Source organism: Streptomyces griseus, assembly GCF_900460065.1.
Lineage (GTDB): Bacteria > Actinomycetota > Actinomycetes > Streptomycetales > Streptomycetaceae > Streptomyces > Streptomyces griseus.
Window position 1 is genome coordinate 230409 of the sequence record NZ_UAVD01000025.1, and the last position, 24483, is coordinate 254891.

Annotated in this window: 25 protein-coding genes, 1 tRNA gene and 1 pseudogene; 10 read left to right on the forward strand and 17 right to left on the reverse strand. The window is 71.1% G+C overall.

Translation table 11 applies throughout. The features are described from left to right. The first annotated feature begins 75 nt into the window (after positions 1-75). Positions 76-1323, forward strand: coding sequence for an SGNH/GDSL hydrolase family protein (locus tag DTB53_RS13240; protein WP_042497090.1), 1248 nt, complete (start codon positions 76-78; stop codon positions 1321-1323). Between the two features lie 155 nt (positions 1324-1478). Here DTB53_RS13240 and DTB53_RS13245 read toward each other — a convergent pair whose 3' ends face one another. From DTB53_RS13245 to DTB53_RS13260, 4 genes and pseudogenes are all read right to left on the reverse strand, one after another. Continuing rightward, entirely contained in the window at positions 1479-2192 is a 714-nt protein-coding gene (locus tag DTB53_RS13245; protein ID WP_003968879.1) for a DUF1707 SHOCT-like domain-containing protein, read from the reverse strand. Positions 2193-2297: 105 nt separating this feature from the next. Next, positions 2298-3434, reverse strand: coding sequence for an ABC transporter ATP-binding protein (locus tag DTB53_RS13250; RefSeq protein ID WP_202464914.1), 1137 nt, complete (start codon positions 3432-3434; stop codon positions 2298-2300). A 30-nt stretch (positions 3435-3464) separates the two neighbouring features. Further along, positions 3465-4351 (reverse strand): annotated as a pseudogene (locus tag DTB53_RS13255) (ABC transporter permease). Further along, positions 4344-5144, reverse strand: coding sequence for an ABC transporter permease (locus DTB53_RS13260; RefSeq protein ID WP_003968876.1), 801 nt, complete (start codon positions 5142-5144; stop codon positions 4344-4346). The pseudogene DTB53_RS13255 and the gene DTB53_RS13260 overlap by 8 nt, the downstream one beginning before the upstream one ends. 197 nt (positions 5145-5341) lie before the next feature. Between DTB53_RS13260 and DTB53_RS13265 the strand changes: the two genes are divergently transcribed. After that, positions 5342-7699, forward strand: a complete 2358-nt coding sequence (locus DTB53_RS13265) for a transglycosylase domain-containing protein (RefSeq protein WP_012380754.1) — start codon at positions 5342-5344, stop codon at positions 7697-7699. 88 nt (positions 7700-7787) lie between these two features. On the opposite strand, the gene DTB53_RS13270 is transcribed toward DTB53_RS13265, so the two are convergent. Together DTB53_RS13270 and DTB53_RS13275 are read right to left on the reverse strand one after the other, a co-directional pair. Continuing rightward, complete coding sequence (locus DTB53_RS13270) at positions 7788-8162, reverse strand: GroES family chaperonin (protein WP_012380753.1); 375 nt, start codon at positions 8160-8162, stop codon at positions 7788-7790. 87 nt (positions 8163-8249) lie between these two features. After that, positions 8250-8567 carry a DUF3618 domain-containing protein gene (locus tag DTB53_RS13275; protein WP_003968874.1) on the reverse strand — a complete coding sequence of 106 codons (318 nt, stop codon included), beginning with the start codon at positions 8565-8567 and terminating at the stop codon, positions 8250-8252. A gap of 142 nt (positions 8568-8709) precedes the next feature. Between DTB53_RS13275 and bcp the strand changes: the two genes are divergently transcribed. The 5 genes from bcp to DTB53_RS13300 all read left to right on the forward strand — a co-directional run bounded on the left by bcp (position 8710) and on the right by DTB53_RS13300 (position 12580). Further along, positions 8710-9177, forward strand: coding sequence for a thioredoxin-dependent thiol peroxidase (gene bcp / locus DTB53_RS13280; RefSeq protein WP_003968873.1), 468 nt, complete (start codon positions 8710-8712; stop codon positions 9175-9177). A gap of 178 nt (positions 9178-9355) precedes the next feature. Next, positions 9356-10852: a glycine betaine/L-proline transporter ProP gene (gene proP / locus DTB53_RS13285; RefSeq protein ID WP_003968872.1), complete on the forward strand. Its 1497-nt coding sequence runs from the start codon at positions 9356-9358 to the stop codon at positions 10850-10852. A 174-nt stretch (positions 10853-11026) separates the two neighbouring features. Then, complete coding sequence (locus DTB53_RS13290) at positions 11027-11662, forward strand: HNH endonuclease (RefSeq protein WP_012380751.1); 636 nt, start codon at positions 11027-11029, stop codon at positions 11660-11662. Then, positions 11659-12492 (forward strand): HNH endonuclease signature motif containing protein, encoded by an 834-nt coding sequence (locus DTB53_RS13295; protein WP_012380750.1) that lies wholly within the window; start codon positions 11659-11661, stop codon positions 12490-12492. Before DTB53_RS13290 ends, DTB53_RS13295 begins: the two co-directional genes overlap by 4 nt. 12 nt (positions 12493-12504) lie before the next feature. Continuing rightward, a tRNA-Leu gene (locus DTB53_RS13300) sits at positions 12505-12580 on the forward strand. Positions 12581-12636: 56 nt separating this feature from the next. Here DTB53_RS13300 and rdgB read toward each other — a convergent pair. From rdgB to DTB53_RS13320, 4 genes are all read right to left on the reverse strand, one after another. Continuing rightward, complete coding sequence (gene rdgB / locus DTB53_RS13305) at positions 12637-13239, reverse strand: RdgB/HAM1 family non-canonical purine NTP pyrophosphatase (RefSeq protein ID WP_003968869.1); 603 nt, start codon at positions 13237-13239, stop codon at positions 12637-12639. A 153-nt stretch (positions 13240-13392) separates the two neighbouring features. Next, positions 13393-13782 carry a hypothetical protein gene (locus tag DTB53_RS13310; protein WP_003968868.1) on the reverse strand — a complete coding sequence of 130 codons (390 nt, stop codon included), beginning with the start codon at positions 13780-13782 and terminating at the stop codon, positions 13393-13395. Positions 13783-13905: 123 nt separating this feature from the next. Beyond that, the gene (gene rph / locus DTB53_RS13315; protein WP_012380749.1) at positions 13906-14643 is read right to left on the reverse strand and encodes a ribonuclease PH; all 738 of its coding nucleotides are present in this window, start codon (positions 14641-14643) and stop codon (positions 13906-13908) included. Between the two features lie 215 nt (positions 14644-14858). Next, entirely contained in the window at positions 14859-15092 is a 234-nt protein-coding gene (locus DTB53_RS13320) for a PTS sugar transporter subunit IIB (RefSeq protein ID WP_003968866.1), read from the reverse strand. A gap of 219 nt (positions 15093-15311) precedes the next feature. On the opposite strand from DTB53_RS13320, the gene DTB53_RS13325 reads away from it, so the two are divergent. Both DTB53_RS13325 and DTB53_RS13330 read left to right on the forward strand, forming a co-directional pair. Then, positions 15312-16571, forward strand: a complete 1260-nt coding sequence (locus DTB53_RS13325; RefSeq protein WP_012380748.1) for a PTS transporter subunit EIIC — start codon at positions 15312-15314, stop codon at positions 16569-16571. Between the two features lie 279 nt (positions 16572-16850). Beyond that, positions 16851-18116 (forward strand): PTS transporter subunit EIIC, encoded by a 1266-nt coding sequence (locus DTB53_RS13330; RefSeq protein WP_003968864.1) that lies wholly within the window; start codon positions 16851-16853, stop codon positions 18114-18116. 86 nt (positions 18117-18202) lie between these two features. Here the strand turns inward: DTB53_RS13330 and DTB53_RS13335 are convergent, their stop codons facing one another. Further along, the gene (locus tag DTB53_RS13335) at positions 18203-18955 is read right to left on the reverse strand and encodes an MBL fold metallo-hydrolase (protein WP_012380747.1); all 753 of its coding nucleotides are present in this window, start codon (positions 18953-18955) and stop codon (positions 18203-18205) included. 236 nt (positions 18956-19191) lie between these two features. Here DTB53_RS13335 and DTB53_RS13340 point away from each other — a divergent pair, with 236 nt between their 5' ends. After that, on the forward strand, positions 19192-19704 hold the full coding sequence (locus DTB53_RS13340) for a type II toxin-antitoxin system PemK/MazF family toxin (RefSeq protein ID WP_012380746.1): 513 nt from the start codon (positions 19192-19194) through the stop codon (positions 19702-19704). Between the two features lie 277 nt (positions 19705-19981). Here DTB53_RS13340 and DTB53_RS13345 read toward each other — a convergent pair whose 3' ends face one another. The 6 genes from DTB53_RS13345 to DTB53_RS13370 form a co-directional block, all read right to left on the reverse strand. Further along, positions 19982-20932, reverse strand: coding sequence for a PLP-dependent cysteine synthase family protein (locus DTB53_RS13345; protein ID WP_003968861.1), 951 nt, complete (start codon positions 20930-20932; stop codon positions 19982-19984). Beyond that, on the reverse strand, positions 20932-21210 hold the full coding sequence (locus DTB53_RS13350) for a MoaD/ThiS family protein (RefSeq protein WP_003968860.1): 279 nt from the start codon (positions 21208-21210) through the stop codon (positions 20932-20934). The genes DTB53_RS13345 and DTB53_RS13350 overlap by 1 nt, the downstream gene beginning before the upstream one ends. Positions 21211-21322: 112 nt before the next feature. Then, a complete protein-coding gene (locus DTB53_RS37990; protein ID WP_007450628.1) occupies positions 21323-21436 on the reverse strand; it encodes a putative leader peptide in 114 nt (37 codons plus the stop codon). A 69-nt stretch (positions 21437-21505) separates the two neighbouring features. Then, a complete protein-coding gene (locus DTB53_RS13360; RefSeq protein ID WP_012380744.1) occupies positions 21506-22303 on the reverse strand; it encodes an ABC transporter ATP-binding protein in 798 nt (265 codons plus the stop codon). A gap of 124 nt (positions 22304-22427) precedes the next feature. After that, a complete protein-coding gene (locus DTB53_RS13365; RefSeq protein WP_003968858.1) occupies positions 22428-23468 on the reverse strand; it encodes a FecCD family ABC transporter permease in 1041 nt (346 codons plus the stop codon). After that, positions 23465-24466, reverse strand: a complete 1002-nt coding sequence (locus DTB53_RS13370; RefSeq protein WP_012380743.1) for an ABC transporter substrate-binding protein — start codon at positions 24464-24466, stop codon at positions 23465-23467. The genes DTB53_RS13365 and DTB53_RS13370 overlap by 4 nt, the downstream gene beginning before the upstream one ends. Positions 24467-24483 lie beyond the last annotated feature (17 nt).

The following is a 24483-nucleotide window of genomic DNA, read 5'->3' on the forward strand; positions in this document are numbered from 1 at the left end:
GGGCCGCACGTCGAGTTCCCGACGGCCTGTCGCATCATGGGACCAGCACGATCATCACAAGGAGAAACACCGCACATGCCCAGGCGCCAGGGGTATGCCCTGCTCATCGCCCTCGTGGCGGGCACCGCCGTGCTCGCCGCCGCCGTCGCCTTCGGTACGACGCTGCTCTCCGGCTCCCGGTCGACACCGCTCCCGCCCGCCGAGACCCAGGCGGCGGCCCGTAACCCGGTGGCCCCCGCGGCCTCGGGCGGCAGATGGGTCACCACCTGGGCCGCCGCGCCCGTCCGCGCCGAACCGGGCACCGAGGATGGGCTCCCCGGGCGCACCATCCGCAACGTCGTGCACACCAGCATCGGCGGGGAGGTCGCCCGGATAACCCTGTCCAACCTCTTCGGCACCGGCCCCCTCGTCATCGACCAGGCCACCGTCAACACCCGGCCGGTGACTTTCAAGGGCGCCGCCGCCGTCACCGTCGCGGCGGGCGGACGGGTCATCAGCGACCCGGTCGTGGTGCCCGTGGCCCCCGACTCCGACCTCCAGGTCGGCTTCCGCACCCCGCGGGCGGGCGGCCCGGTCACCTACCACCCGAACACGCACCAGACCTCGTACCTGATCGACGAACGCGGCACCTGGTCCACCACCAACTGGCGCTATCTGACCGCCGTGGACGTCCGCAGCCAGAGCGCGCGCGGCGCGATCGTCGCCCTCGGGGACTCCCTGACCGCGGGCAGCGGCTCCACCACCGACGCCAACGCCCGCTGGACCGACGTCCTCGCCGACCGGCTGGGCGGCCGGTACGGAGTCGCCAACGCGGGGATCGCGGGCAACCGGGTCGTGGGCATCGGCCGAGGCACCGGGGGCCAGTCGGGCACCGACCGGCTCGACCGCGACGTCCTGGCGGTCGCCGGGGCCCGGACGGTCGTCGTGGCGCTCGGCATCAACGACGTGCAGCAGCACCCCCAGGAAGCCGACCCGCAGCGGATCGTGGACAGCCTGCGCGCCCTCACCGACCGGGCGCACGCCCGCGGACTCAGGGTCGTCGGCGCGACGCTGACCCCGTTCGAGGGCTTCGCCACCTGGACGCCCCAGCGCAACGCCGTGCGCCTGGCGGTCAACGAGCAGATCCGGGCGGGCGCGGTCTTCGACGCGTACGTGGACTTCGACGCGGCGGTACGCGACCCCTCCGCACCGAACCGGATCCTCGCCCCGTACGACTCCGGCGACCATCTGCACCTCAACGACGACGGATACCGGGCGCTCGGCGACCGGCTGGACCTGAAGGTCCTGGACCGGGCCGGCGCACCCCGGTCCGACGCGCTGTGAGGCCCCGGGGGTGAGGCGCACGGGCCCTGAGGCGCACCGGGCCGTGAGGCGCACGGGGCCGGTAAGGCGCACCGGGCCGGTAAGGCGCACCGGCCCGTGAGGCGTCGAGGAGGGCCGCGGGTGGATGCCGAGGCCCGGGGCCCCGGCCCGCCCCCTCAGAGTTCCTTGCGTCCGCCGCTGCCCGAGCCGCCGTCCGGGCCCCCCAGCTCGCGCCCGCGGCGCGCCTCCCGTTCGGCCTCCTTCGCCTCCTTCAGCCGGCGGCGCTCCGCCTTCGTCCGCTTGCGGTCCACGCCGACGCCGCCCATCAGGGCGAAGCCGGTGATCCGCACGTACGGGGCGTCCGGGGCCGGCTCGCCCTCCTCGTTGGAGCCCTCCCCGAAACCGCCCATGATGCCGACGCCCCGGACATCGACGTTCAGCTCGGGCGGCGCCGTCACATGGACGCCGCCCATGATGGTGATGCAGCGGATGACGGTCTCGCGGTCCTCGAAGTTGGCCTCGCGCAGATCGATCTCGCCGCCGCCCCACATCGCGAACGCGGTGAACACCCGGCCGACCGTCCAGCGGCCCTTCCGGTTGAACCCGCCCCACATCGCGAACGCCCCCGTCGACGTGGCGTTGCCGCCGATCCTCGCGGGCCAGTTCGCCGCGGGGCTCCCCAGGGTGGCGGGCGCGGACGAGCCGACCGGGGCGACCACCGAGCCCGGTGCCGGAAGGTCCTGGACCAACGGCTCCAACTCCCCGTGCGTACGGGCCTTGTAAGCCGTTTCGAGACGCTGGTCGAACTCGTCCATATCCAGTCGGCCCTCGGCCACCGCCTCGCGCAGCATTTCCGCGATCCGCTCACGCTCGGCATCGGAGGCACGCATGTCCGGACTCTCACTTGTCATACCGCGCAGCCTATTGAACGCACCCGTTCCCGGCACAGACATGCAGGCCCATGACCTGCGCGCGCCGCTCCCCGAACGGGCCCGTCACGGTGCGGACTCGTACATCCTGGCGATCACGGCCTCGATGTCCGGTTCCCGCACCGACAGGTCGACCAGCGGGTAGTCCGCGGCGATCCGCGCCACCAGCGGGGCCGCCGACGCGGCGGCGGGGAACGCGAGCCACTGGCGGGGGCCCTCCACCTTGACCGCCCGCAGCACCGGCCCGCCGCCCGGCGCGGCCGACTCCAGCACGATCGGGGGGAGTTCGCTCTCCAGGTCCACCACGAGCATGCGCTCGCTCTCCCCCACCTCGTGGAGGCCCGCCAGCGAACCGTCGTACATCAGACGGCCGTGGTCGATCACCATCACCCGGTTGCACAACTGCTCGATGTCGGTGAGGTCGTGCGTCGTCAGCAGGACCGTCGTCCCGCGTTCGGTGTTCAACTCCTTCAGGAACCGGCGCACCTTGGTCTTGGAGATCACGTCGAGGCCGATCGTCGGCTCGTCCAGATAGAGCACCTCCGGATCGTGCAGCAACGCCGCGGCGATGTCGCCCCGCATCCGCTGCCCGAGCGAGAGCTGCCGCACGGGAACGTCCAGCAGTTCGCCCAGGTCGAGGAGTTCGACGCAGCGGTCCAGGTTCTCCCGGTAACGCCGGTCGGGAATCCGGTACATGCGGTGCATCAGCCGGTACGAGTCGCGCAGCGGCAGGTCCCACCAGAGGGTGGTCCGCTGGCCGAAGACGACACCGATGCGGTGCGCCAGGCGCGTACGTTCGCGAGAGGGGTCGATGCCCGCGACCCGCAGCCGGCCGCCGCTCGGCGTGAGGATGCCCGTCAGCATCTTGATCGTGGTCGACTTCCCGGCCCCGTTCGGACCGATGTAGCCGACCATCTCGCCGCGGGCCACCGTGAAGCTGATGCCGTCCACCGCCCGCACCTCGCGGCGTTCACGGCGCAGCAGGCCGGTGCGGCGGCGGACCTGGAAGACCTTCTCGACGCCGTCGAGCGTGATGAAGCCGTCGCTGTCCACACCCGTGGCCGGGGCCTTGCCCGCGGCTGCGGGAGAGGCCGCGCCCGAGGCCCCGGGCGCGTCCGTGGCCGCGTCCGTGGCCGGGCTCGTGCCCACACCTGCGCCCGTACCCGTACCCGTATCCGTGCTCGTACCGTCACCCATGCCCATGCCCGTGCCCTCCTCCGTGCTCACTGCCGCTCAACTGCCCGTGCTCCGATAGGCCCGCAGCCCCGCCCGCCACGCGATCCCCGCAGCGCCCAGCAGGCCACCGCCACCAGCGGCGGCAGGAACGCCACCCACTCCGGCAGATCGAGCGGGTACTCCCGGTCCAGCACGTACAGCGCCGGCAGCCAGCTGACGAAGGCCAGCGGCACCACGAACGTCACCCCGCGCACGAGGTCCTTCGCGAAGATCGTGGGCGGGTACTGGAGCAGCGTCGTCCCGCCGTACGTGAAGGAGTTCTGCACCTCCGAGGCGTCCTGCGCGACGAACTGGAACGCCGCCCCGGCGACGAAGACCGCGCCGAAGATCGCCGCGCCGCTGAGCACCATCATCGGCAGCATCAGCACCTTCAGCGGCGTCCACGCGATGTCCAGCGCGACCAGCGCGTAGCCGAGGACCAGCAGCCCCTGTGTGATCCGCCCCAGCCGGCGCAGCGCGAACCGGTCCGCCGCGACCTGCGCCAGCACCGGGACCGGCCGCACCAGCAGCGTGTCGAGCGTCCCGTCCCGGACCCGCCGGCCCACCCGGTCCATCGAGCCCAGCAACATGTCGCACAGCCCGAACGCGGTGGCCGACAGGCCGTACAGCAGGGCGATCTCCGGCAGGGTGTAGCCGCCCAGCGCGTCGACGTGCGTGAACATCAGCAGGATCGTCACGAAGTCGAAGGCCGTCACCGCGAAGTCCCCGAGCACCGTCATGGCGAACGAGGCCCGGTACGCCATCGTCGAGCGCACCCACATGGCCATGATCAGCCCGTACGCCCGGACGCCCTCCAGCAGCCGGGGGTGCTCCGGGAACGGGAACGCCTCCGGCGCCCGGGACACTCCGGGCTCCCGGTCCGTCCGCACCACGCTCTCAGCCACCCTGCACCACCACCCTCCTGGTCGCCACGGTCTGCAGCAGACGGCCCGCCAGCAGCAGCACCACCGCCCAGCCGCCCTGGAACGCGTACGCCTCCACCAGCCCCCACCCCGTGTGCTTGCCGAGGAACACATCGGCCGGGACCTGGAGCAGCGAGGACCACGGCAGCGCCCGCGCCACCTCGCCCAGCAGCCCGGGGAACAGGTTCAGCGGCAGCAGCATCCCGGAGAAGAACAGTCCGGCGAGCGACACGATCCGCATCGCGCCCGCCCCGTCCATCAGCCAGAACGCCGACATCGCGACCAGATAGCGCACCGCGAAGCTGACCACCACCCCGAGGAACACCGAGACGAGGAAGGCCGGCCAGGTCCACAGCGAACCGGGGAGCGCCAGGTCGAAGGCGAGCGCCCCCAGGAACATCGGCGCGACGCCCCGGCCCAGCAGATGGAACGCCGCCCGGCCCAGGTCCCCCGCCAGCCACCAGAGCTGGAGGTCGACCGGGCGGTACAGATCGACGGCGATGTCCCCCGTACGGATACGCTCCGTCAACTCGTCCTCGAAACCGCCGCCCATCATGGCGCAGGTCATCAGCAGGGCCTGCCCGAGCCAGACGTAGGTCAGCGCCTGGGACGTGTCGTACCCGCCGAGCTGCGGACGCACGTCCCACAGGGCGACGTAGGTGTACGCCATGATGAAACCGAAGACCGTGTTGGTGAACACCCCCGCGGCCGTAGCCGTCCGGTAGGTGGCGTAGCGCCTGAACGCACCCCCGGCCACCACCGCGTAGAGCCGCACGTCGTCCCCTCTCCCCCGCCGCCACCGGCTCCCGGCACCAAAGCGCACGAGCCTAGTGCAGGCGCACCGGGCCCCGCGACCGTGTTTTCGGGACGGCGATGACGACCGGTGGAGGGAACGGAACAGAGAGAACCGAAGATTTTCGGACTAAACGGGCACTATGGGAGGACTGACCACGCCCGAGGAGCCCCACGGACATGAGCGACGAGCCACAGCACTGGGCCCCCCGCGACCCCTCGGGCGCGGCGGCCTCACCCGGGAACCACCGGGGAGAACCGCCGGGCGACCTCGGGAGGAACCAGAAGGACACCGGGACCGGCGGGCCCGGCGGGAAGGGCCGGAAGGGCCGGAGCGGGAGGAAGCCCCGCACGGGGTGGCGGCGCGCCGTCCCCACCTGGCGGATGACCCTCGGCACCGTCCTCGGCCTCGCCGTCCTGCTCGGCGCCGGAATCTTCGCCGCCTACCGGCTCGTCGACATCCCGGCCGCCAACGCGGCGGCCACCGCCCAGTCCAACGTCTACCTCTACCGCGACGGCAGCGTCATCGCCCGGGACGGCGACGTGAACCGGGAGAAGGTCAAGCTCTCCCAGGTCCCCACGACCGTCCGGCAGGCGGTCCTGGCCGCCGAGGACCGGGACTTCTACTCCGACGACCGCGCCGTGGACGTGAAGGCGATGGTCCGCGCCGGCTGGAACACCGTGACCGGCAAGGGCAAGCAGGGCGGCTCGACGATCACCCAGCAGTACGTGAAGAACTACTACCTCGGCCAGGAACGCACCGTCCTGCGCAAGGCCAAGGAAGCCATCATCGCGGTCAAGCTCAACCGCGAGGAGACCAAGGACCAGATCTTCGAGGGCTACCTCAACACCAGCTACTTCGGGCGCAACGCCTACGGCATCCAGGCCGCCGCCCAGGCGTACTACAGCAAGAACGTCGAGGAGCTCACCACCGCCGAAGGCGCCTACCTCGCCTCCCTCCTGAACGCCCCCAGCGCCTACGACGTCGTCGCCCACCCCGACAACGAGCCCGCAGCCCAGCGCCGCTGGAACTACGTCCTGGACGGCATGGTCAAAGAGGACTGGCTCGACGCGGCCGAACGGGCGACGACGGAGTTCCCCACCCCCGGCGAGACGAAACCGTCCACCGGCCTCTCGGGACAGCGCGGCTACATCGTGCAGGCCGTCGAGGACCACCTCGACCGGCACGGCATCCTCGACGGGAAGACCCTCGCCACCGGCGGCTACCGCATCACCACGACCCTCGACAAGGCCAAGCAGGACGCCTTCGTCAAAGCCGTCGACACCAACGTGACGTCCCGGACCAGCGCCGAACGCAAGGCCGACCGCAACGTCCGCGTCGGCGGGGCCTCGATCGTCCCCGCCACCGGCGAGGTCGTCGCCCTGTACGGCGGTATCGACTACACGAAGCAGTACGTCAGCAACGCCACCCGCCGCGACTACCAGGTCGGGTCCATCTTCAAACCCTTCGTCCTCACCTCCGCCGTCGTCAACGGCTCCACCACCCAGGACGGCCGGCGCATCACGCCCAACACCGTCTACGAAGGCACCAACAAACGCATGGTCGTCGGCCCGCAGGGCCCCACCGACTACGCCCCCGCCAACGAGGACGACGTCGACCACGGCGACATCACCGTGCGCACCGCCACCGACAAGTCCGTCAACTCCGTCTACGCGCAGATGGCCCAGGACGTCGGCCCCGAGAAGGTCCGGGACACCGCCGTCGCCCTCGGCATCCCCACCGACACCCCCGACCTCACCGCCTCCCCCTCCATCGCGCTCGGCACCGCCAACGCCAGCGTCCTGGACATGACCGAGGCGTACGCCACCCTCGCCGACCACGGCCGGCACGGCCGCCACGTCCTCGTCGCGAAGGTCACCAAGGACGGCGCGGAGATCGAGCTGCCCGAGCGCACCACCGACCAGGCCGTCAGCCGCGAGGCCGCCGACACCACCACCGCCGTCCTGCGCAGCGTCGTGGAGGGCGGCACCGGCACGGCCGCCCAGGCCGTGGGCCGCCCGGCCGTGGGCAAGACCGGCACCGCGGAGGAGGACCGGGCCGCCTGGTTCGCCGGATACACCCCGGACCTCGCGACCGTCGTCGCCGTGATGGGCCAGAACCCGGACACCGGCGTCCAGACCCCGCTGTACGGCGCCCTCGGCCTGCCCCGCGTCAACGGCGGCGGCGCCCCGGCCGAGACCTGGGCCGCCTACACGGAAGCGGCGCTGCGCTCCTCCCCGGCCCAGGAGTTCGACCTGGAGACGGCGCCCGGCTCCGACGAGGAGGACGAACCCGAGCTCGACGAGGACTCCGACGGCGGAACGGACCCGTCCTCCTCCGCGGAGCCCACCACCGGCCCCTCCGGCATCACGGAGAGCAGCCCGGCCGGCAGCAGCCCGCCCACGACCGGCACGGACGCCGACGGGGCCGACGGCGGAACGGACAACGGGACGGACGGCGGGACGGACGGCGGAACGAACGGCACCGGCGGTGACGGCGGCAGCGGACGGAACAGGGACAGCCGGGGCGACGACTGACGGAACGGGGACAGCCGAGGCGACGACAGGACGGGACGGGTACAGCCGGGGCGACGACAGGCGTCTTTTCGGTCCGGCCGGTCGGGTCCTACAGATACAACCCGGTCGAATCCACCGAACCCTCGAACCGGTCGGCGGCCACCGCGTGCAGATCGCGCTCCCGCATCAGGACGTACGCCACGCCCCGCACCTCGACCTCGGCACGGTCCTCGGGGTCGTACAGCACCCGGTCGCCCGGCTCCACCGTCCGCACGTTCTGCCCGACCGCGACGACGACGGCCCAGGCCAGCCGCCGCCCCACCGCGGCCGTCGCCGGAATCAGGATGCCGCCGCCGGAGCGCCGCTCGCCCTCCGACGCGTCGTTCCGCACCAGCACCCGGTCGTGCAGCATCCGGATGGGCAGCTTGTCGTCCTCGGCGGAGCCGGTGGCCCCGCGCCGGCCCTCGTGGGTGTTGTCGCTCACGCCCGCAACCTACCTGCCCGGCCCCGGACCGTACGCGTCCGGGTGCGGAACACCACCGGACGCGCACCGGCCGGGCAACGCCACCGGCTACCCGCTGCGGCGCTTGGACAGCGTGAGCAGCCCCACCACGCCGACCACCAGCAGAGCCGCGGGAATCACCCGCTCCAGCCGCGGGGAGCCGTCCTCCGCGACGAACTGAGCCTTCACCTCCGACACCGAACGGTTCACCGCGACGAAGGCCCGGCCGGCCGTCCGGTCCACGGACTGGGCCGCCTTCGCCTTGGCGTCTCCGATGATCGTCTTCGGGTGTACCCGCACCCCGATCTCGTCGAGCACCACAGCGAGCTGCTCGCGCCTGCTGATGATGTCCGCCTCGATCTGCGCAGGGGTCCTGGCATCCGACACTGCGCCGCCTCCGTGGTCGTCGTCCGGTAAACCTTCGTCTGAACCTTCATCGACAGTCTGTCAGCTCGAACCTCCGCACACCCGGCGGCACCCCTATTACCCTCGGTCCCGTCCGACCCGCGCACCACCCGAGGAGAACCACATGAGCGAGCGACTGAAGCCCGGCGACACCGCTCCCGCCTTCACCCTTCCCGACGCCGACGGCAACCAGGTGTCGCTCGCCGACCACAAGGGCCGCAAGGTCATCGTGTACTTCTACCCCGCCGCACTTACCCCCGGATGCACCAAGCAGGCCTGCGACTTCACGGACAACCTCGACCTCCTCGCGAGCGCCGGATACGACGTCATCGGCGTCTCCCCCGACAAGCCGGAGAAGCTCGCGAAGTTCCGCGACACGGAGAACCTCAAGGTCACCCTGGTGGGCGACCCGGCCAAGGAAACTTTGGAGGCCTACGGAGCCTTCGGCGAGAAGAAGCTCTACGGCAAAGTGGTGACGGGCGTGATCCGCTCCACCGTCGTCGTCGACGAGGACGGCAAGATCGAGCACGCGTTCTACAACGTGAAGGCGACCGGCCACGTGGCCAAGATCATCAGGGATCTGGGGATCTGACACCCCTCGGCGCCGACCCGAACAGACCCGCCCCGCACCCGATCCCGACACGCTCCCCGACCGGAGAACGTGTCGAGATCGTGTGAGGGACGTCGCATCGCCCCCCGAAGTCGGTTTGCGACCGCCATGACCGCGCAGAAGCCTTTCCTGGAACACACTCCGAGGAAAGGACCCGGCCATGGCGGCCCCCGACCCCCACCAGGCGGCCGACCCCGAAGCGGTCAAACGCCACCCCACGCTCTTCCGGGCCATCCGGAAACGGCGGAACCCGCGGCTGCGCCGGACGGACATCACGGTCACGGACGACGCGGCGGTCAAGCGGGCCGTCAAAGCGGCCTCCCTGGGTAACGCCATGGAGTGGTTCGACTTCGGGATCTACTCCTACCTGGCCGTGACGATCGGACACGTGTTCTTCCCGTCCGGGAACGAGACCACGCAGCTCCTCTCCTCCTTCGCGACCTTCGCGGTCGCCTTCCTCGTACGGCCGCTCGGCGGCATGTTCTTCGGCCCGATGGGCGACAAGGTCGGCCGCAAGAAGGTCCTCGCGCTGACGATGATCCTGATGGCGGTCAGCACCTTCGCCATCGGCCTGATCCCGTCCCACGAGACGATCGGCATCGGGGCGGCGGCCCTGCTGATCTTCTTCCGGATGCTCCAGGGCTTCTCCACCGGCGGCGAGTACGGCGGCGCCTCGACGTTCATCGCCGAGTACGCCCCCGACAAGCGGCGCGGCTTCTTCGGCAGCTTCCTGGAGTTCGGCACCCTGGCCGGCTACGTCGGCGCGGCCGGCCTCGTGACGGCCCTGTACGCCCTCCTGAACGACGCGCAGATGGAGGCCTGGGGGTGGAGGATCCCCTTCCTCGTCGCGGGCCCGCTGGGCCTGGTCGGCCTCTACCTGCGACTGCGCCTGGACGAGACCCCGGCCTTCCAGAAGCTGGAGGGCGGCACCGCCCACGCGACCGAGGCGGCGGACCACGTCGAGTCCACGGCCAAGGGCGACCTCGCGAAGATCTTCCGGCAGTACTGGCCGACGCTGATCCTCTGCATCTGCCTGGTCGGCGCGTACAACATCACCGACTACATGCTGCTGTCGTACATGCCGACGTACCTCTCCGACGAGCTCGGCTACAGCGAGACCCACGGTCTGCTGATCCTGCTGGCGGTGATGGTCTTCCTGATGACGATCATCAGCCAGGTCGGCAAGCTGTCCGACCGCTTCGGCCGCAAACCGCTGCTGATGACCGGCATGCTCGGCTTCCTCTTCCTCTCCCTCCCCGCGTTCCTCCTCATCCGGGTGGACGGCATCCTCCCGATCACCATCGGCATGCTGATGCTGGGACTCTCCCTCGTCTGCATGCTCGGCACGATGTCGGCGGCGCTCCCGGCCCTGTTCCCGACGAACGTCCGCTACGGATCCCTGTCCGTCGGCTACAACCTCTCCGCGTCGATCTTCGGCGGCACGACCCCGCTGGTGATCACGGCCCTGATCAGCTGGACCGGCTCCAACCTGATGCCCGCGTACTACGCGATGGCGGCGGCGCTGGTCGGCCTGATCGCGGTCGCCTGCATGAAGGAGACGGCCCAGCAGCCGCTGATCGGCTCCCCGCCGTCGGTCGAGACGGACGAGGAAGCCGCGGAACTGGTCCAGTCCCAGGCCCCGGACCCGAAGTTCTGACCCCGGTCCCTCCCGGCCGCCTCGGGCCGCCTTCCTCGGAGGAACGGCCCGTACCGCTCGCGTCGAGCGGTACGGGCCGTTCCGCGTTCCCACCGGATTCCGGGCGTGACTGTCCGATAAACGGTTCGTTACTCCGTACGAGGTCGCGAACGCGCGGCCGGAACGGAGGGGGTCATGGGGTCGGTCCGCTACACGCGCGAGGTCCTGGAAGAGGCGGCGCGCAGGTCCACGAACGCGACAGACGCGGTGCGGTGGTGCGGCGGTGAACCGACGCCCGGCAGCCGACGCTACCTGCGCAAGAAGATGTCGGATGCGGGCGTGGACATCTCGCACTTCGCCACCACCCGGGTACGCCACACGGAAGAAACGCTCCGCGAGTTGGTCGCCCTCTCCACAAGCGTGGCCGAAGTGGTGCGCCGCCTGGGCATCAACCCGGTCGGCGGCAACCAGGCACACATCGGCCGCCGCATCGCCGTGCTGGGGATCGACATCTCGCACTTCGCTCCGGCGGGTCCCGGCAGACGCGGCGCCAAGGCCTCGAAGGACAGTTCCCTGGTACTCCGCACGCCGTCGGAAGGCAGAACCCCCGGGGAACGGCTGCGTCGAGACCTCACACGCCGGGGCGTCGAGCACGCGTGCGTCGAATGCGGCAACAGCGGGGAGTGGCTCGGACAACCGCTCCGGCTCGAAGTGGACCACGTCAACGGCGAGTGGTGGGACAACCGCCCGGAAAACCTTCGCCTGCTCTGCCCCAACTGCCACGCCGCAACGAACACTTACCGAGGCCGCAGGCGCAGGAGCGCGACATGAGCGCCACGTACCCGCGCGATCTGCTGGAGCGCACCGCCGCGGCAGCGAGCAGCCTCGTCGACGTCCTGCGCCGCCTGGACGCGCCCCTGGGCTGCCGATCGCTCCGCTACGTACGCGACCGCCTCGCGCACTACGGCATCGACACGTCCCACTTCGTCGAGGAGAGTCTCCCCGCGCGAGAGCACTGCCGGTATCCGCCGGAGGTGCTCGCCGAAGCCGCCGCCCGCTCGTACAGCATCAGGGAGATGTTCACGCACATGGGCCTGCCGCCGAGCGAGAGCCCGTACGGCTACCTGCGCAGGAGGTTGGACCGGCTCGGCATCGACACCTCTCACTTCACCAGCGGACGCAGGTACGGAACGGGCCCCACGCCGCGTACCGCACTCACCGAGGCGGTCGCCGCTTCCCGCAGTCTGGCCGGCGTTCTGCGGGCCTTGGGGCTGGGCGACGGCAACACCGCTCGCGCTCGGGTGAAGCGGGACATCGAGACGTACGGGTTGTCCACGGCCCACTTCACCGGACAGGCCCACGGCCGCGGCACGCGCTCCCCGAGCCGCAAGACGGCGGCACAGACACTTCGGCGTCTGGACACCGGAGCCTCCCGGACGAAAACGGCTCAGCTGCGGCGAGCCCTGGATGACATCGGAGTGCCGCACGCCTGCGCGAACTGCGGCACCGGCGACACCTGGCGGGGCAGACGGCTCGTCCTGGAGATCGACCACATCAACGGCGACCGGCTCGACAACCGCCGCGAAAACCTCCGATACCTGTGCCCCTCGTGCCACAGCCAGACGCGAACGTTCTCGAAGACGCGCGGGCTCGCACAGTAGAGTGGGGCGCGCGGGTCCGTACCCCAGCTGGCCTAGAGGGCGCCGGTTTAGGTCCGGTGTGTCGTGGGTTCGAGTCCCACCGGGCCCACAGGTGCAGGGCGGCTGCCCCCTTCGTTTCGAAGGGGGCAGCCGCCCGCGCTGTTGTCACCCCGCCAACTCCCGCACCACCGGCACCAACGCCCGGAACGCCTGCCCCCGGTGGCTGATCGCGTTCTTCTCCGCCGGGGTCAGCTCCGCACAGGTGCGGGTCTCGCCCTCCGGCTGGAGGATCGGGTCGTAGCCGAAGCCGTTCGTGCCCGACGGGGTGTGGCGCAGGACGCCGTTCAGGCGGCCCTCGACCACCCGTTCCGTGCCGTCGGGGAGGGCCAGGGCGGCGGCGCAGGCGAAGTACGCGCCGCGGTGTTCGTCGGCGATGTCGCCGAGTTGGGCCAGGAGCAGGTTCAGGTTGGCCTCGTCGTCGCCGTGGGTGCCGGACCAGCGGGCCGAGAAGATGCCGGGGGCGCCGCCGAGGACGTCCACGCAGAGGCCGGAGTCGTCGGCGACGGCGGGGAGGCCGGTGGCGCGGGCCAGGGCGTGGGCCTTGAGGAGCGCGTTCTCGGCGAAGGTGACGCCGGTCTCCTTGACGTCGGGGATGTCGGGGTACGCGTCCGCGCCGACGAGGTCGAGGTCGAGTCCCGCGTCGGCGAGGATGGCGTGCAGTTCGGTGATTTTCCCGGCGTTGCGGGTGGCGAGGATCAGGCGCTTCATGGGGCGATTATCGCCCGGGGCCGCCCGGGCGGGCCGTGGCGCCCGCCCCGTGACGCCGTCGATCGGGCGGGGGCCGCCTCGGTCCTGTCGTCGAACTGCCGTCGTCGCCCGCAGGGCGGCCCCGCGGGGCAGGCGGCAGTGTGACGCCAGGGCCTACGGGCTGCAGACCTTGCCGATCTCCGTCGCCGCGTCGGTCACCGGGGTGATGTCGGGGGTGGCGTCGCCGCCCTCGATGGACGTGCGGACGCTGGTGACGCCTGCCTGGAGGTCGTCGACGGCCTTGGAGAGGTCGGCGTTGTCCGTGGTGTCGTCGAGCTTCTTCAGCTCGCGGTCGATCTCGTCCAGGGACTCGGAGGCCTGGGTGACGTCCTCGGAGGCGTTGGAGACGGCCTGCTGGAGGTTGTTGACGCTGGTGGCGATGGCGTCGGCGGTGCGGACGCAGTCGAGCGCCTTGTCGAGGCCGGCGCAGCCCGCGGCCGTGGTCAGCGTCAGCAGGGTGGCGGCGGTGGCGAGTGCGATACGTCGGTGGCGGCGCGATGCCATGGTTCGGTCCCTCCCCGGGGATCGTTACGTGGACGGACGCACGGTTCGACCCGTGCGCCCGTATCCGTAACGACGCTCTGCGGTGCGTATTTGGTTGCTTCTTTACCCGCGGGAGGGTGGTGCTCACGCGTCCTGGGTGCGAACGAGCGCGTCGCGCTGGAGGGCGGCGAGGTCGACGCAGCCGGCGGTGGCGAGGTCGAGGAGCGCGCCGAGCTCCTTGCGGTCGAAGGGGGCGCCCTCGGCGGTGCCCTGGACCTCGACGAAGCGGCCGTCGCCGGTGCAGACGACGTTCATGTCGGTCTCGGCGCGGACGTCCTCCTCGTAGCAGAGGTCGAGGAGGGGGGTGCCGTCGACGATGCCGACGCTGATGGCGGCGACGGTGTCGGTGAGCGGCTTGCGGCCGGCCTTGACGATCTTCTTGCCCTGGGCCCAGGCGACGGCGTCGGCGAGGGCGACGTAGGCGCCGGTGATGGCGGCCGTGCGGGTGCCGCCGTCGGCCTGGAGGACGTCGCAGTCCAGGACGATGGTGTTCTCGCCGAGGGCCTTGCAGTCGATGACGGCGCGCAGGGAACGGCCGATCAGGCGGCTGATCTCGTGGGTGCGTCCGCCGATCTTGCCGCGTACGGCTTCGCGGTCGCCGCGGGTGTTGGTGGAGCGGGGCAGCATGGAGTACTCGGCGGTGACCCAGCCCTCGCCGCTGCCCTTGCGCCAGCGCGGGACGCCTTCGGTGACGGAGGCGGTGCAGAAGACCTTGGTGTCGCCGAAGGAGATGAGGACTGAGCCCTCGGCGTGCTTGCTCCAGCCGCGTTCGATGGTGACGGGGCGGAGCTGTTCGGGGGTGCGGCCGTCGATGCGAGACATGGGGCCGACTTTATCCGGTGGCGGGGGTGGCTCCGTTCGGGTGCGGCGCCGGGTGGGGTGGGGGTGCGGCGGGGGGTCGGGTGGGGTGGGCGCGCGGGAGGCGCGGCGCCGGGTGCCGGGTGGGGCCGCGTGGGCGGGCGGGTCGGAGCGCGGCGCGGGCCCCGTCCTCCGGTGGGGAGGGCGGGGCCCGTGGTTTCCGGCGTGGGGTCAGCCGGTCACATCATGTCTTCGATGTCGGCGGCGATGGGGTCCGCGTCGGTGCCGATGACGACCTGGATCGCGGTGCCCATCTTGACGACGCCGTGGGCGCCGGCGGCCTTGAGGGCGGCCTCGTCGACCTTCTCGGGGTCGTGGACCTCGGTGCGGAGGCGGGTGATGCAGCCTTCGATCTCGTCGATGTTGTCGATACCGCCGAGCCCGGCGACGATCTTCTCAGCCTTGGTGGCCATGTCCTTCTCCCTGTTTCACGCGCAGACGGCCGCCCGCTGCGGGTCCGTTTCGTCACGGTAACGCACGGTTGGCCCAACTTCACGGGCGGGTAACCCGACGATCCCGAAAGATGACGATCACCGGCGCCCTGCCTTCGGGACGGACCCCGGTCCGTGACGCAACTGGTCTACACCAGTTTGCAACGACCGCCAAACGTGAAGTGTTCCGGGAGGACGCCCATGAGTTCGAGCGCCGCTGCGGCCCCGCAGCAGAAATGGTGGAACGGACCGGTCCAGGGGCTCCAGAAGGTCGGGCGGAGCCTTCAGCTCCCGGTGGCCGTCCTCCCCGCCGCCGGGCTGCTCGTCAGCCTCGGCAACCTCTTCAGCTCCTACCTGCACGGCGCCTTCTGGGACAAGACGTCCAAGGTCCTGCTCAACGGCGGCGGCGCGATCCTCGACGGCGAGCTCGGTCTGCCGCTGCTGTTCTGCATCGGTGTGGCCATCGGTTTCGCGAAGAAGGCGGACGGTTCCACCGCGCTGGCGGCCGTCGTCGGCTTCCTGGTCTACCGGGGGGTGCTGACCGCCTTCCCCATCGACGGCACCGTGACCGAGGAGCTTCCCGACGGTGAGCCGCAGAACCCCGGCGTGCTCGGCGGCATCCTCATCGGCCTGCTGACCGCCGTCGTCTGGCAGCGGTTCCACCGCACCAAGCTGGTCGACTGGCTCGGGTTCTTCAACGGGCGGCGGCTGGTGCCGATCCTGATGGCGTTCCTCTGCGTGATCCTCGGCGTGCTGTTCGGTCTGCTGTGGCAGCCGGTGGGCGACGGACTGACCTGGTTCTCCAAGCAGCTGATCGACCTCGGCTCCTGGGGTGCGGCGATCTTCGGCTTCGCAAACAGGTTGCTGATCCCGATCGGCATGCATCAGTTCCTGAACACGTTCTTCTGGTTCCAGGCGGGCGAGTACACCGGAACGGACGGCCAGACCGTGCAGGGCGACATCTCCCGGTTCTTCGCCGGGGACCCGACGGCCGGTCAGTTCACCTCGGGCTTCTTCCCGATCATGATGTTCGGCCTGCCGGCCGCCGCGCTCGCCATCACCCACTGCGCGCGGCCCGAACGCCGCAAGGAAGTGGCGGGCCTGATGGTCTCGGTGGCACTGACCTCGTTCGTCACGGGCGTGACGGAGCCGATCGAGTTCTCGTTCATGTTCGTCGCGCCGCTGCTGTACGGCGTGCACGCGGTGCTCACCGGGGCGTCGATGGGCATCACCTGGCTGCTGGGGGTGCACGCGGGGTTCAGCTTCTCGGCCGGGTTGATCGACTACGTCGTCAACTGGCATCTGGATACGAAACCCTGGCTGATCATCCCGATCGGCGCGTGCTTCGCGGTCGTCTACTACGTGGTCTTCCGTTTCGCGATCACCAAGTTCGACCTCAAGACACCCGGGCGAGAACCGGAGGAGATCGAGAAGGAGATCGAGAAGGACCTCACGAAGTAGCGCCGAACGGCGGGACGCCGGGGTTGCGAGCCCGGCGCGGACGGCACGTACGAGGCCCCCGGACCACCTGGTCCGGGGGCCTTCGGCATGTCACCGAAAGTGCCGGATCTGCTACTGCGAATAAGCAGGTAATTGCAGGTTCCTTATCTAACCCTCACCGTGCTAAAACTGGTCTACACCACTGAGTGGTCCAGACCACGGCTGTCTGCCGGCGTCTGTCGAGTCGCCGCCTCCCCACATCAACGACCTGGGCGGCACCGTGTCCCATGGAGGAAGTTGATGACCACGGCTGAGACCGCACCCGCGGCCGAGAAGAAGAAGGGCGCCGGCGCGATGGCCGTCATGCAGCGCATCGGCCGCAGCCTCATGCTGCCGGTCGCCGTGCTGCCGGCCGCCGCACTCCTGGTCCGCCTCGGCAATGACGACATGCTGGGCCGCGAGACGTTCCCGACCGTCATAACGAAGCTCGCCGGCTACATGTCCGCGGGCGGCAACGCGCTCCTCGACAACATGGCGCTGCTGTTCGCGGTCGGCATCGCCATCGGCTTCGCCAAGAAGTCGGACGGCTCCACCGCCCTCGCGGCCGTCACCGGCTACCTGGTCTTCCAGAAGGTGCTCGCCACCTTCACGGACGGCAGCCTGCCGCAGAAGGCCACCGTGGTCGACGACAAGATCGTCATGGTCGACGCCCCCGTCAACGCCGGTGTCCTCGGCGGTGTCGTGATGGGCATCGTGGTGGCCCTGCTCTACCAGAAGTTCTACCGGACCAAGCTGCCCGACTGGGCGGGCTTCTTCAGCGGCCGTCGGCTGGTCCCGATCCTCTCCGCCTTCGCGGGTCTGCTCATCGGTATCGTCTTCGGTCTGATCTGGCCGGTCCTCGGCGCGGGTCTGCACAACTTCGGCGAGTGGCTGGTCGGCTCCGGCGCGGTCGGCGCGGGCATCTTCGGTGTGGCCAACCGTGCGCTGATCCCGGTCGGCATGCACCACCTGCTCAACTCCTTCCCGTGGTTCCAGGCGGGCGAGTACAACGGCAAGAACGGTGACATCGCCCGCTTCCTGGAGGGCGACCCGACCGCCGGACAGTTCATGACCGGCTTCTTCCCGATCATGATGTTCGCCCTCCCGGCGGCCTGCCTCGCGATCGTCCACTGCGCCCGCCCCGAGCGCCGCAAGGTCGTCGGCGGCATGATGTTCTCGCTCGCGCTGACCTCGTTCGTCACCGGTGTGACCGAGCCGATCGAGTTCACCTTCATGTTCGTCGCCCCGGTGCTGTACGCGATCCACGCGGTGCTGACCGGTGTGTCGATGGCCCTGACCTGGGCGCTCGGCATGAAGGACGGCTTCGGCTTCTCGGCCGGTCTGGTCGACTTCCTGCTGAACCTCGGCATCGCGTCGAAGCCCTGGCTGCTGGTCCTGGTCGGCCTCTGCTTCGCGGCGGTCTACTACGTGGTCTTCCGCTTCGCGATCACCAAGTTCAACCTGCCGACCCCGGGCCGGGAGTCGGACGAGGAGCTCGCCGAGCTCCAGAAGGCCGAGGCGAAGTAGCCTCCGCCGCGCCCGTACGCCGAAGCCCCCGCCCCGAGGACGTCTTCCGGGGGGCGGGGGCTTCGGCGTATCCGCCGTCGGCGGGCTCAGACCTCGTACACCGCGCCCGGGGCCGCCAGTTCCACCGGGCCCGGGTAGACGGCACGGGCGTCGGCGGCGTTGCGGTCGGCGTCGGTCCACGGCGGGATGTGGGTGAGGACGAGCCGGCGCGCTCCGGCGCGGGCCGCCGCCTCGCCGGCCTCGCGGCCGTTGAGGTGCAGGTCCGGGATGTCCTCCTTGCCGTCGACGAACGACGCCTCGCAGAGGAAGAGGTCCGCGTCCCGGGCCAGGTCCTCCAGGGCGTCGCAGGTCCCCGTGTCGCCGGAGTAGGCGAGGACGGAGCCGCCGTGCTCGACCCGGATGCCGAAGGCGTCGACGGGGTGGCGGAGCTTCTCCGTACGGACCGTGAAGGGGCCGATCTCGAAGGACTGCGACGTGAGGGTGTGGAAGTCGAAGACCTCGCTCATCGCCTGTTCGGAGGGGGTGTCGCCGTGGGCGGCGGTCAGACGCTGCTCGGTGCCCTCGGGTCCGTAGACCGGGAGGGGGACGGGGCGGGCGCCGTCGTGGCGGTAGTAGCGCACGACGAAGTACGCGCACATGTCGATGAAGTGGTCGACGTGCAGATGGCTGAGGAAGATCGCGTCGAGGTCGTAGAGACCGACGTGGCGCTGCAGCTCGCCGAGGGCGCCGTTGCCCATGTCGAGGAGCAGCCGGAAGCCGTCGGCCTCTACGAGGTAGCTCGAGCATGCCGAACCCGTGGAGGGGAACGAGCCGGAGCAGCCGACGACGGTGAGCTTCATGGAGCGTGAACCTCCGGTACGCGGGAACGGGGAGGGTTCGAGCGATTCCGCCGGAGCTTCGTGCGCGCCCTGCGGAATGGGTTCTGCGGTTCGTCGAGCGTAAGGCGCGAAACTCCACGTCGCTCCTTTGCTGCCCTCCGTTGTGGGGGAACTCACCTGCTCTGTCACCGGTTCGATGGAAGCGCGCCCACCGGCCGCCCGGTCGTGCCCGGTCCGGCCGCCGGTACGGTCGGGGGATGAACACGTTCTGGTGGGTGGCGCTGGTCGCCGTGGTTCTGCTGGCGCTCGTGGCCGCGGTGGTGGACGGCCGGGGGCGTTCGGACCGGGGCCCCCGGTCGCGCCGGTCGGGTCGGCCGGCGGGGTCGGTCCGGCCGCCGTCGCGGCCGTCGCGCCCGTCCGGTCCGGACGGGCGGGGGGAGGGGCGTGCGCCTCGGGCCGGTGAGGTGTGGTGGGCCGATGTGCCGTACGAGGACGGGCCCGGGTCGAAGGACCGGCCGTGTCTGGTGATCTCGGTGCGGGGGCGGGGCCGGGGTCGCACGGCCCTGGTCGCGAAGATCACCAGCAAGCATCACGAGGAGCGGCCCGGGGTGATCGCGTTGCCGTCGGGGACGGTCGGGGACCGGCGGGGGCGGCAGAGCTTCCTGGAGACGGACGAGCTGCGGGAGGTCCGGTTCGTCGCGTTCCGGCGGCGGGTGGGGGCCGTGGATCCGGAGCTGTGGGAGCGGGTGCGCGGGCTGGGAGCGGGGTGAGGGGCGGGGCCCGTCCGGGGTGCTGCCCCGGGCCGGCCCGTCCGGGGTGCTGCCCCGGGCCCCGCTCCTCAGGGGCCGGAGGGGCTTGAGGGATGTCCGGGACCGGCGGACGGGCCGGTGCGGCCCGGGCCGGTGGAGCGGACGTCCTCGGACGCCGGGTCCGCCGGGGCCGGCCCGGGCCCCCGGCAAGGACGTCGTCGGACGCCGGACGGCCGGAGGGGTGCGCCCGGGCAGGGGTGTCCGGGCTCGGCTCGGACGGCCCGGCCCGGGTGCGGGGTCACGCCCAGAGCTGGCCCTGGAGGGTCTCGATGGCCGCTTCTGTCGTCTCGGCCGTGTAGACGCCCGTCGACAGGTACTTCCAGCCGCCGTCCGCGACGACGAAGACGATGTCGGCGCTCTCCCCCGCCTTGACCGCCTTGTTGCCCACGCCGATCGCGGCGTGGAGGGCGGCGCCGGTGGAGACGCCCGCGAAGATACCCTCCTGCTGGAGGAGTTCGCGGGTGCGGGTGACCGCGTCGGCGGAGCCCACGGAGAAGCGGGTGGTGAGGACCGAGGCGTCGTAGAGCTCGGGGACGAAGCCCTCGTCGAGGTTGCGCAGGCCGTAGACCAGGTCGTCGTAGCGCGGTTCGGCCGCGACGATCTGGATACCGGGGCGGTTCTCGCGGAGGTAGCGGCCGACGCCCATGAGAGTGCCGGTGGTGCCGAGGCCGGCGACGAAGTGCGTGATGGACGGGAGGTCGGTGAGGATCTCCGGTCCGGTGGTGGTGTAGTGGGCGCCCGCGTTGTCGGGGTTGCCGTACTGGTAGAGCATCACCCAGTCCGGGTGCTCGGCCGACAGTTCCTTCGCGACGCGGACGGCGGTGTTGGAGCCGCCCGCGGCCGGGGAGGAGATGATCTCGGCGCCCCACATGGCGAGCAGGTCGCGTCGTTCCTGGGAGGTGTTCTCCGGCATGACGCAGACGATGCGGTAGCCCTTGAGCTTGGCCGCCATGGCCAGCGAGATGCCGGTGTTGCCGCTGGTGGGCTCCAGGATGGTGCAGCCGGGGGTGAGCCGGCCGTCCTTCTCGGCCTGTTCGACCATGTGGAGCGCGGGGCGGTCCTTGATCGAGCCGGTGGGGTTGCGGTCCTCCAGCTTGGCCCAGATCCGGACGTCCTCGGACGGGGACAGCCGGGGCAGACGCACCAGAGGTGTGTTGCCCACGGCTGCCAGCGGGGAGTCGTACCGCATCAGCGCATGCCGCCGGCGACGGCCGGGAGGATGGTGACGTTGTCGCCGTCGCTGAGCTTGGTGGAGATGCCGTCGAGGAAGCGGACGTCCTCGTCGTTGAGGTAGACGTTCACGAAGCGGCGGAGCTGGTCGCCGTCGACGATGCGCTCACGGATGCCGGTGTGGCGGCTCTCCAGGTCGGCGAAGAGGTCGGCGAGGGTGTCCCCGTTGCCTTCGACGGCCTTGGCGCCGTCGGTGTAGGTGCGGAGGATGGTCGGGATGCGGACCTCGATGGCCATGGCGTGGGCTCCTGTCGAAAGCGGGGAGGTGGCGTGGGGCGCGCGTTTCTGCCCCCGCGCAGGGGGTGGTGCGTGTGGGTGGGCGCGCGGACCGCGGCTCAGGCCGGGCGGCTCACGGGCAGGCTGGGGCGGGACAGATCGCGCTGGCGAGCCTGCACAGGTCGACGTGCAGCCGCGCGACGAGCAGCGTGCCCGGCGTCTTGTTGCTCACGTCATGGGGAACCATGCGGGCATCGTATCGATTCCCTGTGCGGAAACCCGAGTGTGATCCCACATCGTGGATGGTGAGCGACCGCTATATGGACAGAGTGGCGTGGGTGGGCCCTTCCGGCAGGTAGACGACGGTGGGTGCGCCGGTCTTCGGGTGGGTGCTGACCTCGGCGGCGACGCCGTACACGTCGCCCAGCAGTTCGGCCGTGAGGACCTCTTCGGGGGTGCCGGAGGCGACGACGCGGCCGTCCTTGAGGACGTAGAGGCGGTCGCAGTAGTACGCGGCGAGGTTGAGGTCGTGCAGGGCGAGGAGGTTGGTGGTGCCCAGCTCGCGGACCAGGGAGAGGATCTCCAGCTGGTAGCGGATGTCCAGGTGGTTGGTCGGCTCGTCCAGGACGACGAGCGAGGGCTGCTGGACCAGGGCGCGGGCGACCAGGGCGCGCTGGCGTTCGCCGCCGGAGAGGGAGGCGAACGTACGGGGTTCGAGTGCGGCGATGCCGACCCGGGCGAGGGCCCCGGTGACCAGGGCGGTGTCGGCGGCGGTGTCCGCCTCCCAGAACCGCTTGTGCGGGGCGCGGCCCATCGCGACGACCTGGCCGACGGTGAGCTCGAAGCCGGCGTGGCCGTCCTGCGGGACGGTGGCGATGCGCTGGGCGCGGGCCTTCACGGGGAGGGCGGCGAGGTCGTCGCCGTCGAGGAGGACGCGTCCGTGGGTGGGGCGCAGGGTGCCGTAGACGCAGCGCAGGAGGGTGGTCTTGCCGCTGCCGTTGGGGCCGACGAGGCCGACGGTCTCGCCGTCGGCGGCGGTGAGGTCGACGGCGTCGACCAGGTGGCGGCCCTCGCCGGTCCCGTACGAGAGGCCCTCGGTGCGCAGGGTGGTCATGGGCGGGCTCCCTCAGCCGTGCGTACGGTCGTCGTGGGGGTGCTCCGGACCGGAAGAGGCCTCGTGCGGGGGCTCCTTGCGGCGGGCCTCGTGCCGGTGTTCCCTCGGCTCGGAGGTACGGGCCTCATGCCGGTGCTCCTTCCGGCCTGCGCCGCAGCATCCAGAGGAAGAACGGGCCGCCGGTCAGCGCGGTGAGCACCCCGACCGGGATGTCCTGCGGGGCGGCGAGCGTGCGGGCGGCCAGGTCGGCGAGGACCAGGAACACCGCCCCGCCGAGGGCGACGACCGGGAGGAGGGCGCGGTGTGCGGCGCCGACGGCCATCCGGGCCATGTGCGGGACCATCAGGCCGACGAAGCCGATCGCCCCGCTGTACGCGACGAGCGCCCCGGTCATCAGGGAGGCGAGGACGAAGACGGCGGCCCGGAAGCGGGCGGTGTCGAGGCCGAGGACGGTCGCGCCCTCCTCCCCCACCAGGAGCAGGTCGAGGGGGCGGGCCAGGGTGATCAGGACGGCGGTGCCGGCGACCAGGGTGACCGTGGGGAGCGCGAGCATGTCCCAGCGGGCCGCGCCGAGGCCGCCGAGGGTCCAGTAGAGGACTTCCTGGAGGTGGTCGGCGCGGGCGGAGGTGACCAGGATCAGGCTGGTCAGGGCGGACAGGACGTAGGAGACGGCGACTCCGGCGAGGACGAGCCGGTTGGTGGTGAGGCCTCCCCCGCCGCGCGCCAGGGTGTAGACGAGGAGCAGGGAGAGCAGGGCGCCGGCGAAGGCGGCGGCGGGGATCGTGACGGTGGTGGCGAGGGTGGCGCCGATGCCGAGGACGATCACGAGGACGGCCCCGGTGGAGGCCCCGGAGGAGACGCCGAGGAGGAAGGGGTCGGCGAGCTGGTTGCGGACGAGGGCCTGGAGGACGGTGCCGATGACGGCGAGTCCGGCGCCGACGACGATGCCGAGCAGTACCCGGGGCAGCCGGACGTCCAGGACGATCGTGCGGAAGGGGCTCGCGTCCGCCCGCCCGGTCAGGATGTCGAGGACCTGGCCGGGCGGGATGCGGACGGAGCCGAGGGCGAGCGCGGCGAGCACGGCGGCGGCGAGGAGCACGGCGAGGGCGCCGAGCACCAGGGTGTAGCGGAGCGGCCGCCGCGGTGCGGGGGTGCGGCAGCTCACGGGGTGGTGGCCCCCGGGTGGAGCTGGGCGGCGAGCTTCTCGACGGCGGCGGGGACGCGGACGCCGAGGACGGCGTCGGAGAGCGGCATGACCGCGAAGCGCTTGTTCTTGATGGCGGGGACGTCGGCGAGGGCCGGGTCGGTGAGGAGGCGCTTCTTCTTCTGTTCGACGGTGGTGGCCCCGTAGTCGTAGATCACGATGACCTCGGGCTTGCGGTCGACGACGTTCTCCCAGGAGGCGTCGCCGAAGGGCTTGTCGAGGTCGGCGAAGACGTTGGTGCCGCCGGCGCGCTCGATCAGTTCGTTGCCGATGCCCTCGCCGCCCGCGGTGAAGGCGGTCTTGTCGCCGCTGTCGTAGACGAAGACGGGGACGGGCTTCAGGCCGGCGAGCTTCTTCGCGGTGGCGGCGTTGTCGGCCTTGGCCTCCTTGATCCAGGCCTCGGCGCGGTCGGGGACGCCGAAGGTGCGGCCGACCTCGCGGATCTCCTCGTAGAGGGTGTCCATGGGCTGGTCGCCCTCGGTGCAGCTCTCGGTGTTGAGGCGGGTCTCGATGCCGGACTTCTTCAGTGCCTCGCGGCCGCGGCCGTCGGCCGCGGTGAAGGCGCTGCTGTAGCCGCCGTAGACGAAGTCGGGATCGGCGGCGAGGACCTGCTCGTAGGAGGGGTACTCCTTGGCGATGACCGGGACGGAGGCGTAGTCCTGCGCGTACTTCGGCAGGACCTGGTCGTCGAGGTAGGCGGTGCCGACGAGGGACTTCTTCAGGCCCAGTTCCAGCATGATCTCGGTGACGTGCTGGTTCATGGTGACGACGCGCTCGGGCGGGGCCTCGAACGTGGTGGTGACGCCGCAGTTCTTCACGGTGTACGGGAATCCGTCGCTCCTGGCGTCCGCCGTGTCGCCGGTGGCGGCGTCGCCGTCGGCGGAGGAGGTGGAGCAGGCGGTGAGGGCGAGCGGGAGCAGCACGGCGGCGGCTATGAGCGCGGGGGTGCGCCGGGACATGGCGAGGCCTCTCCGGG

Coding starts and splice junctions, on each gene's coding strand:
- DTB53_RS13350 (WP_003968860.1), bottom strand. CDS start 21,210: ATGGCCATCGAGGTCCGCATCCCGACCATCCTCCGCACCTACACCGAC.
- DTB53_RS13345 (WP_003968861.1), bottom strand. CDS start 20,932: ATGCGGTACGACTCCCCGCTGGCAGCCGTGGGCAACACACCTCTGGTG.
- DTB53_RS13245 (WP_003968879.1), bottom strand. CDS start 2,192: ATGCGTGCCTCCGATGCCGAGCGTGAGCGGATCGCGGAAATGCTGCGC.
- DTB53_RS13370 (WP_012380743.1), bottom strand. CDS start 24,466: ATGTCCCGGCGCACCCCCGCGCTCATAGCCGCCGCCGTGCTGCTCCCG.
- bcp (WP_003968873.1), top strand. CDS start 8,710: ATGAGCGAGCGACTGAAGCCCGGCGACACCGCTCCCGCCTTCACCCTT.
- DTB53_RS13240 (WP_042497090.1), top strand. CDS start 76: ATGCCCAGGCGCCAGGGGTATGCCCTGCTCATCGCCCTCGTGGCGGGC.
- DTB53_RS13320 (WP_003968866.1), bottom strand. CDS start 15,092: ATGGCCACCAAGGCTGAGAAGATCGTCGCCGGGCTCGGCGGTATCGAC.
- DTB53_RS13340 (WP_012380746.1), top strand. CDS start 19,192: ATGAACACGTTCTGGTGGGTGGCGCTGGTCGCCGTGGTTCTGCTGGCG.
- DTB53_RS13330 (WP_003968864.1), top strand. CDS start 16,851: ATGACCACGGCTGAGACCGCACCCGCGGCCGAGAAGAAGAAGGGCGCC.
- rph (WP_012380749.1), bottom strand. CDS start 14,643: ATGTCTCGCATCGACGGCCGCACCCCCGAACAGCTCCGCCCCGTCACC.
- proP (WP_003968872.1), top strand. CDS start 9,356: ATGGCGGCCCCCGACCCCCACCAGGCGGCCGACCCCGAAGCGGTCAAA.
- DTB53_RS13295 (WP_012380750.1), top strand. CDS start 11,659: ATGAGCGCCACGTACCCGCGCGATCTGCTGGAGCGCACCGCCGCGGCA.
- rdgB (WP_003968869.1), bottom strand. CDS start 13,239: ATGAAGCGCCTGATCCTCGCCACCCGCAACGCCGGGAAAATCACCGAA.
- DTB53_RS13335 (WP_012380747.1), bottom strand. CDS start 18,955: ATGAAGCTCACCGTCGTCGGCTGCTCCGGCTCGTTCCCCTCCACGGGT.
- DTB53_RS37990 (WP_007450628.1), bottom strand. CDS start 21,436: ATGGTTCCCCATGACGTGAGCAACAAGACGCCGGGCACGCTGCTCGTC.
- DTB53_RS13310 (WP_003968868.1), bottom strand. CDS start 13,782: ATGGCATCGCGCCGCCACCGACGTATCGCACTCGCCACCGCCGCCACC.
- DTB53_RS13265 (WP_012380754.1), top strand. CDS start 5,342: ATGAGCGACGAGCCACAGCACTGGGCCCCCCGCGACCCCTCGGGCGCG.
- DTB53_RS13250 (WP_202464914.1), bottom strand. CDS start 3,434: ATGGGCATGGGTGACGGTACGAGCACGGATACGGGTACGGGTACGGGC.
- DTB53_RS13360 (WP_012380744.1), bottom strand. CDS start 22,303: ATGACCACCCTGCGCACCGAGGGCCTCTCGTACGGGACCGGCGAGGGC.
- DTB53_RS13325 (WP_012380748.1), top strand. CDS start 15,312: ATGAGTTCGAGCGCCGCTGCGGCCCCGCAGCAGAAATGGTGGAACGGA.
- DTB53_RS13290 (WP_012380751.1), top strand. CDS start 11,027: ATGGGGTCGGTCCGCTACACGCGCGAGGTCCTGGAAGAGGCGGCGCGC.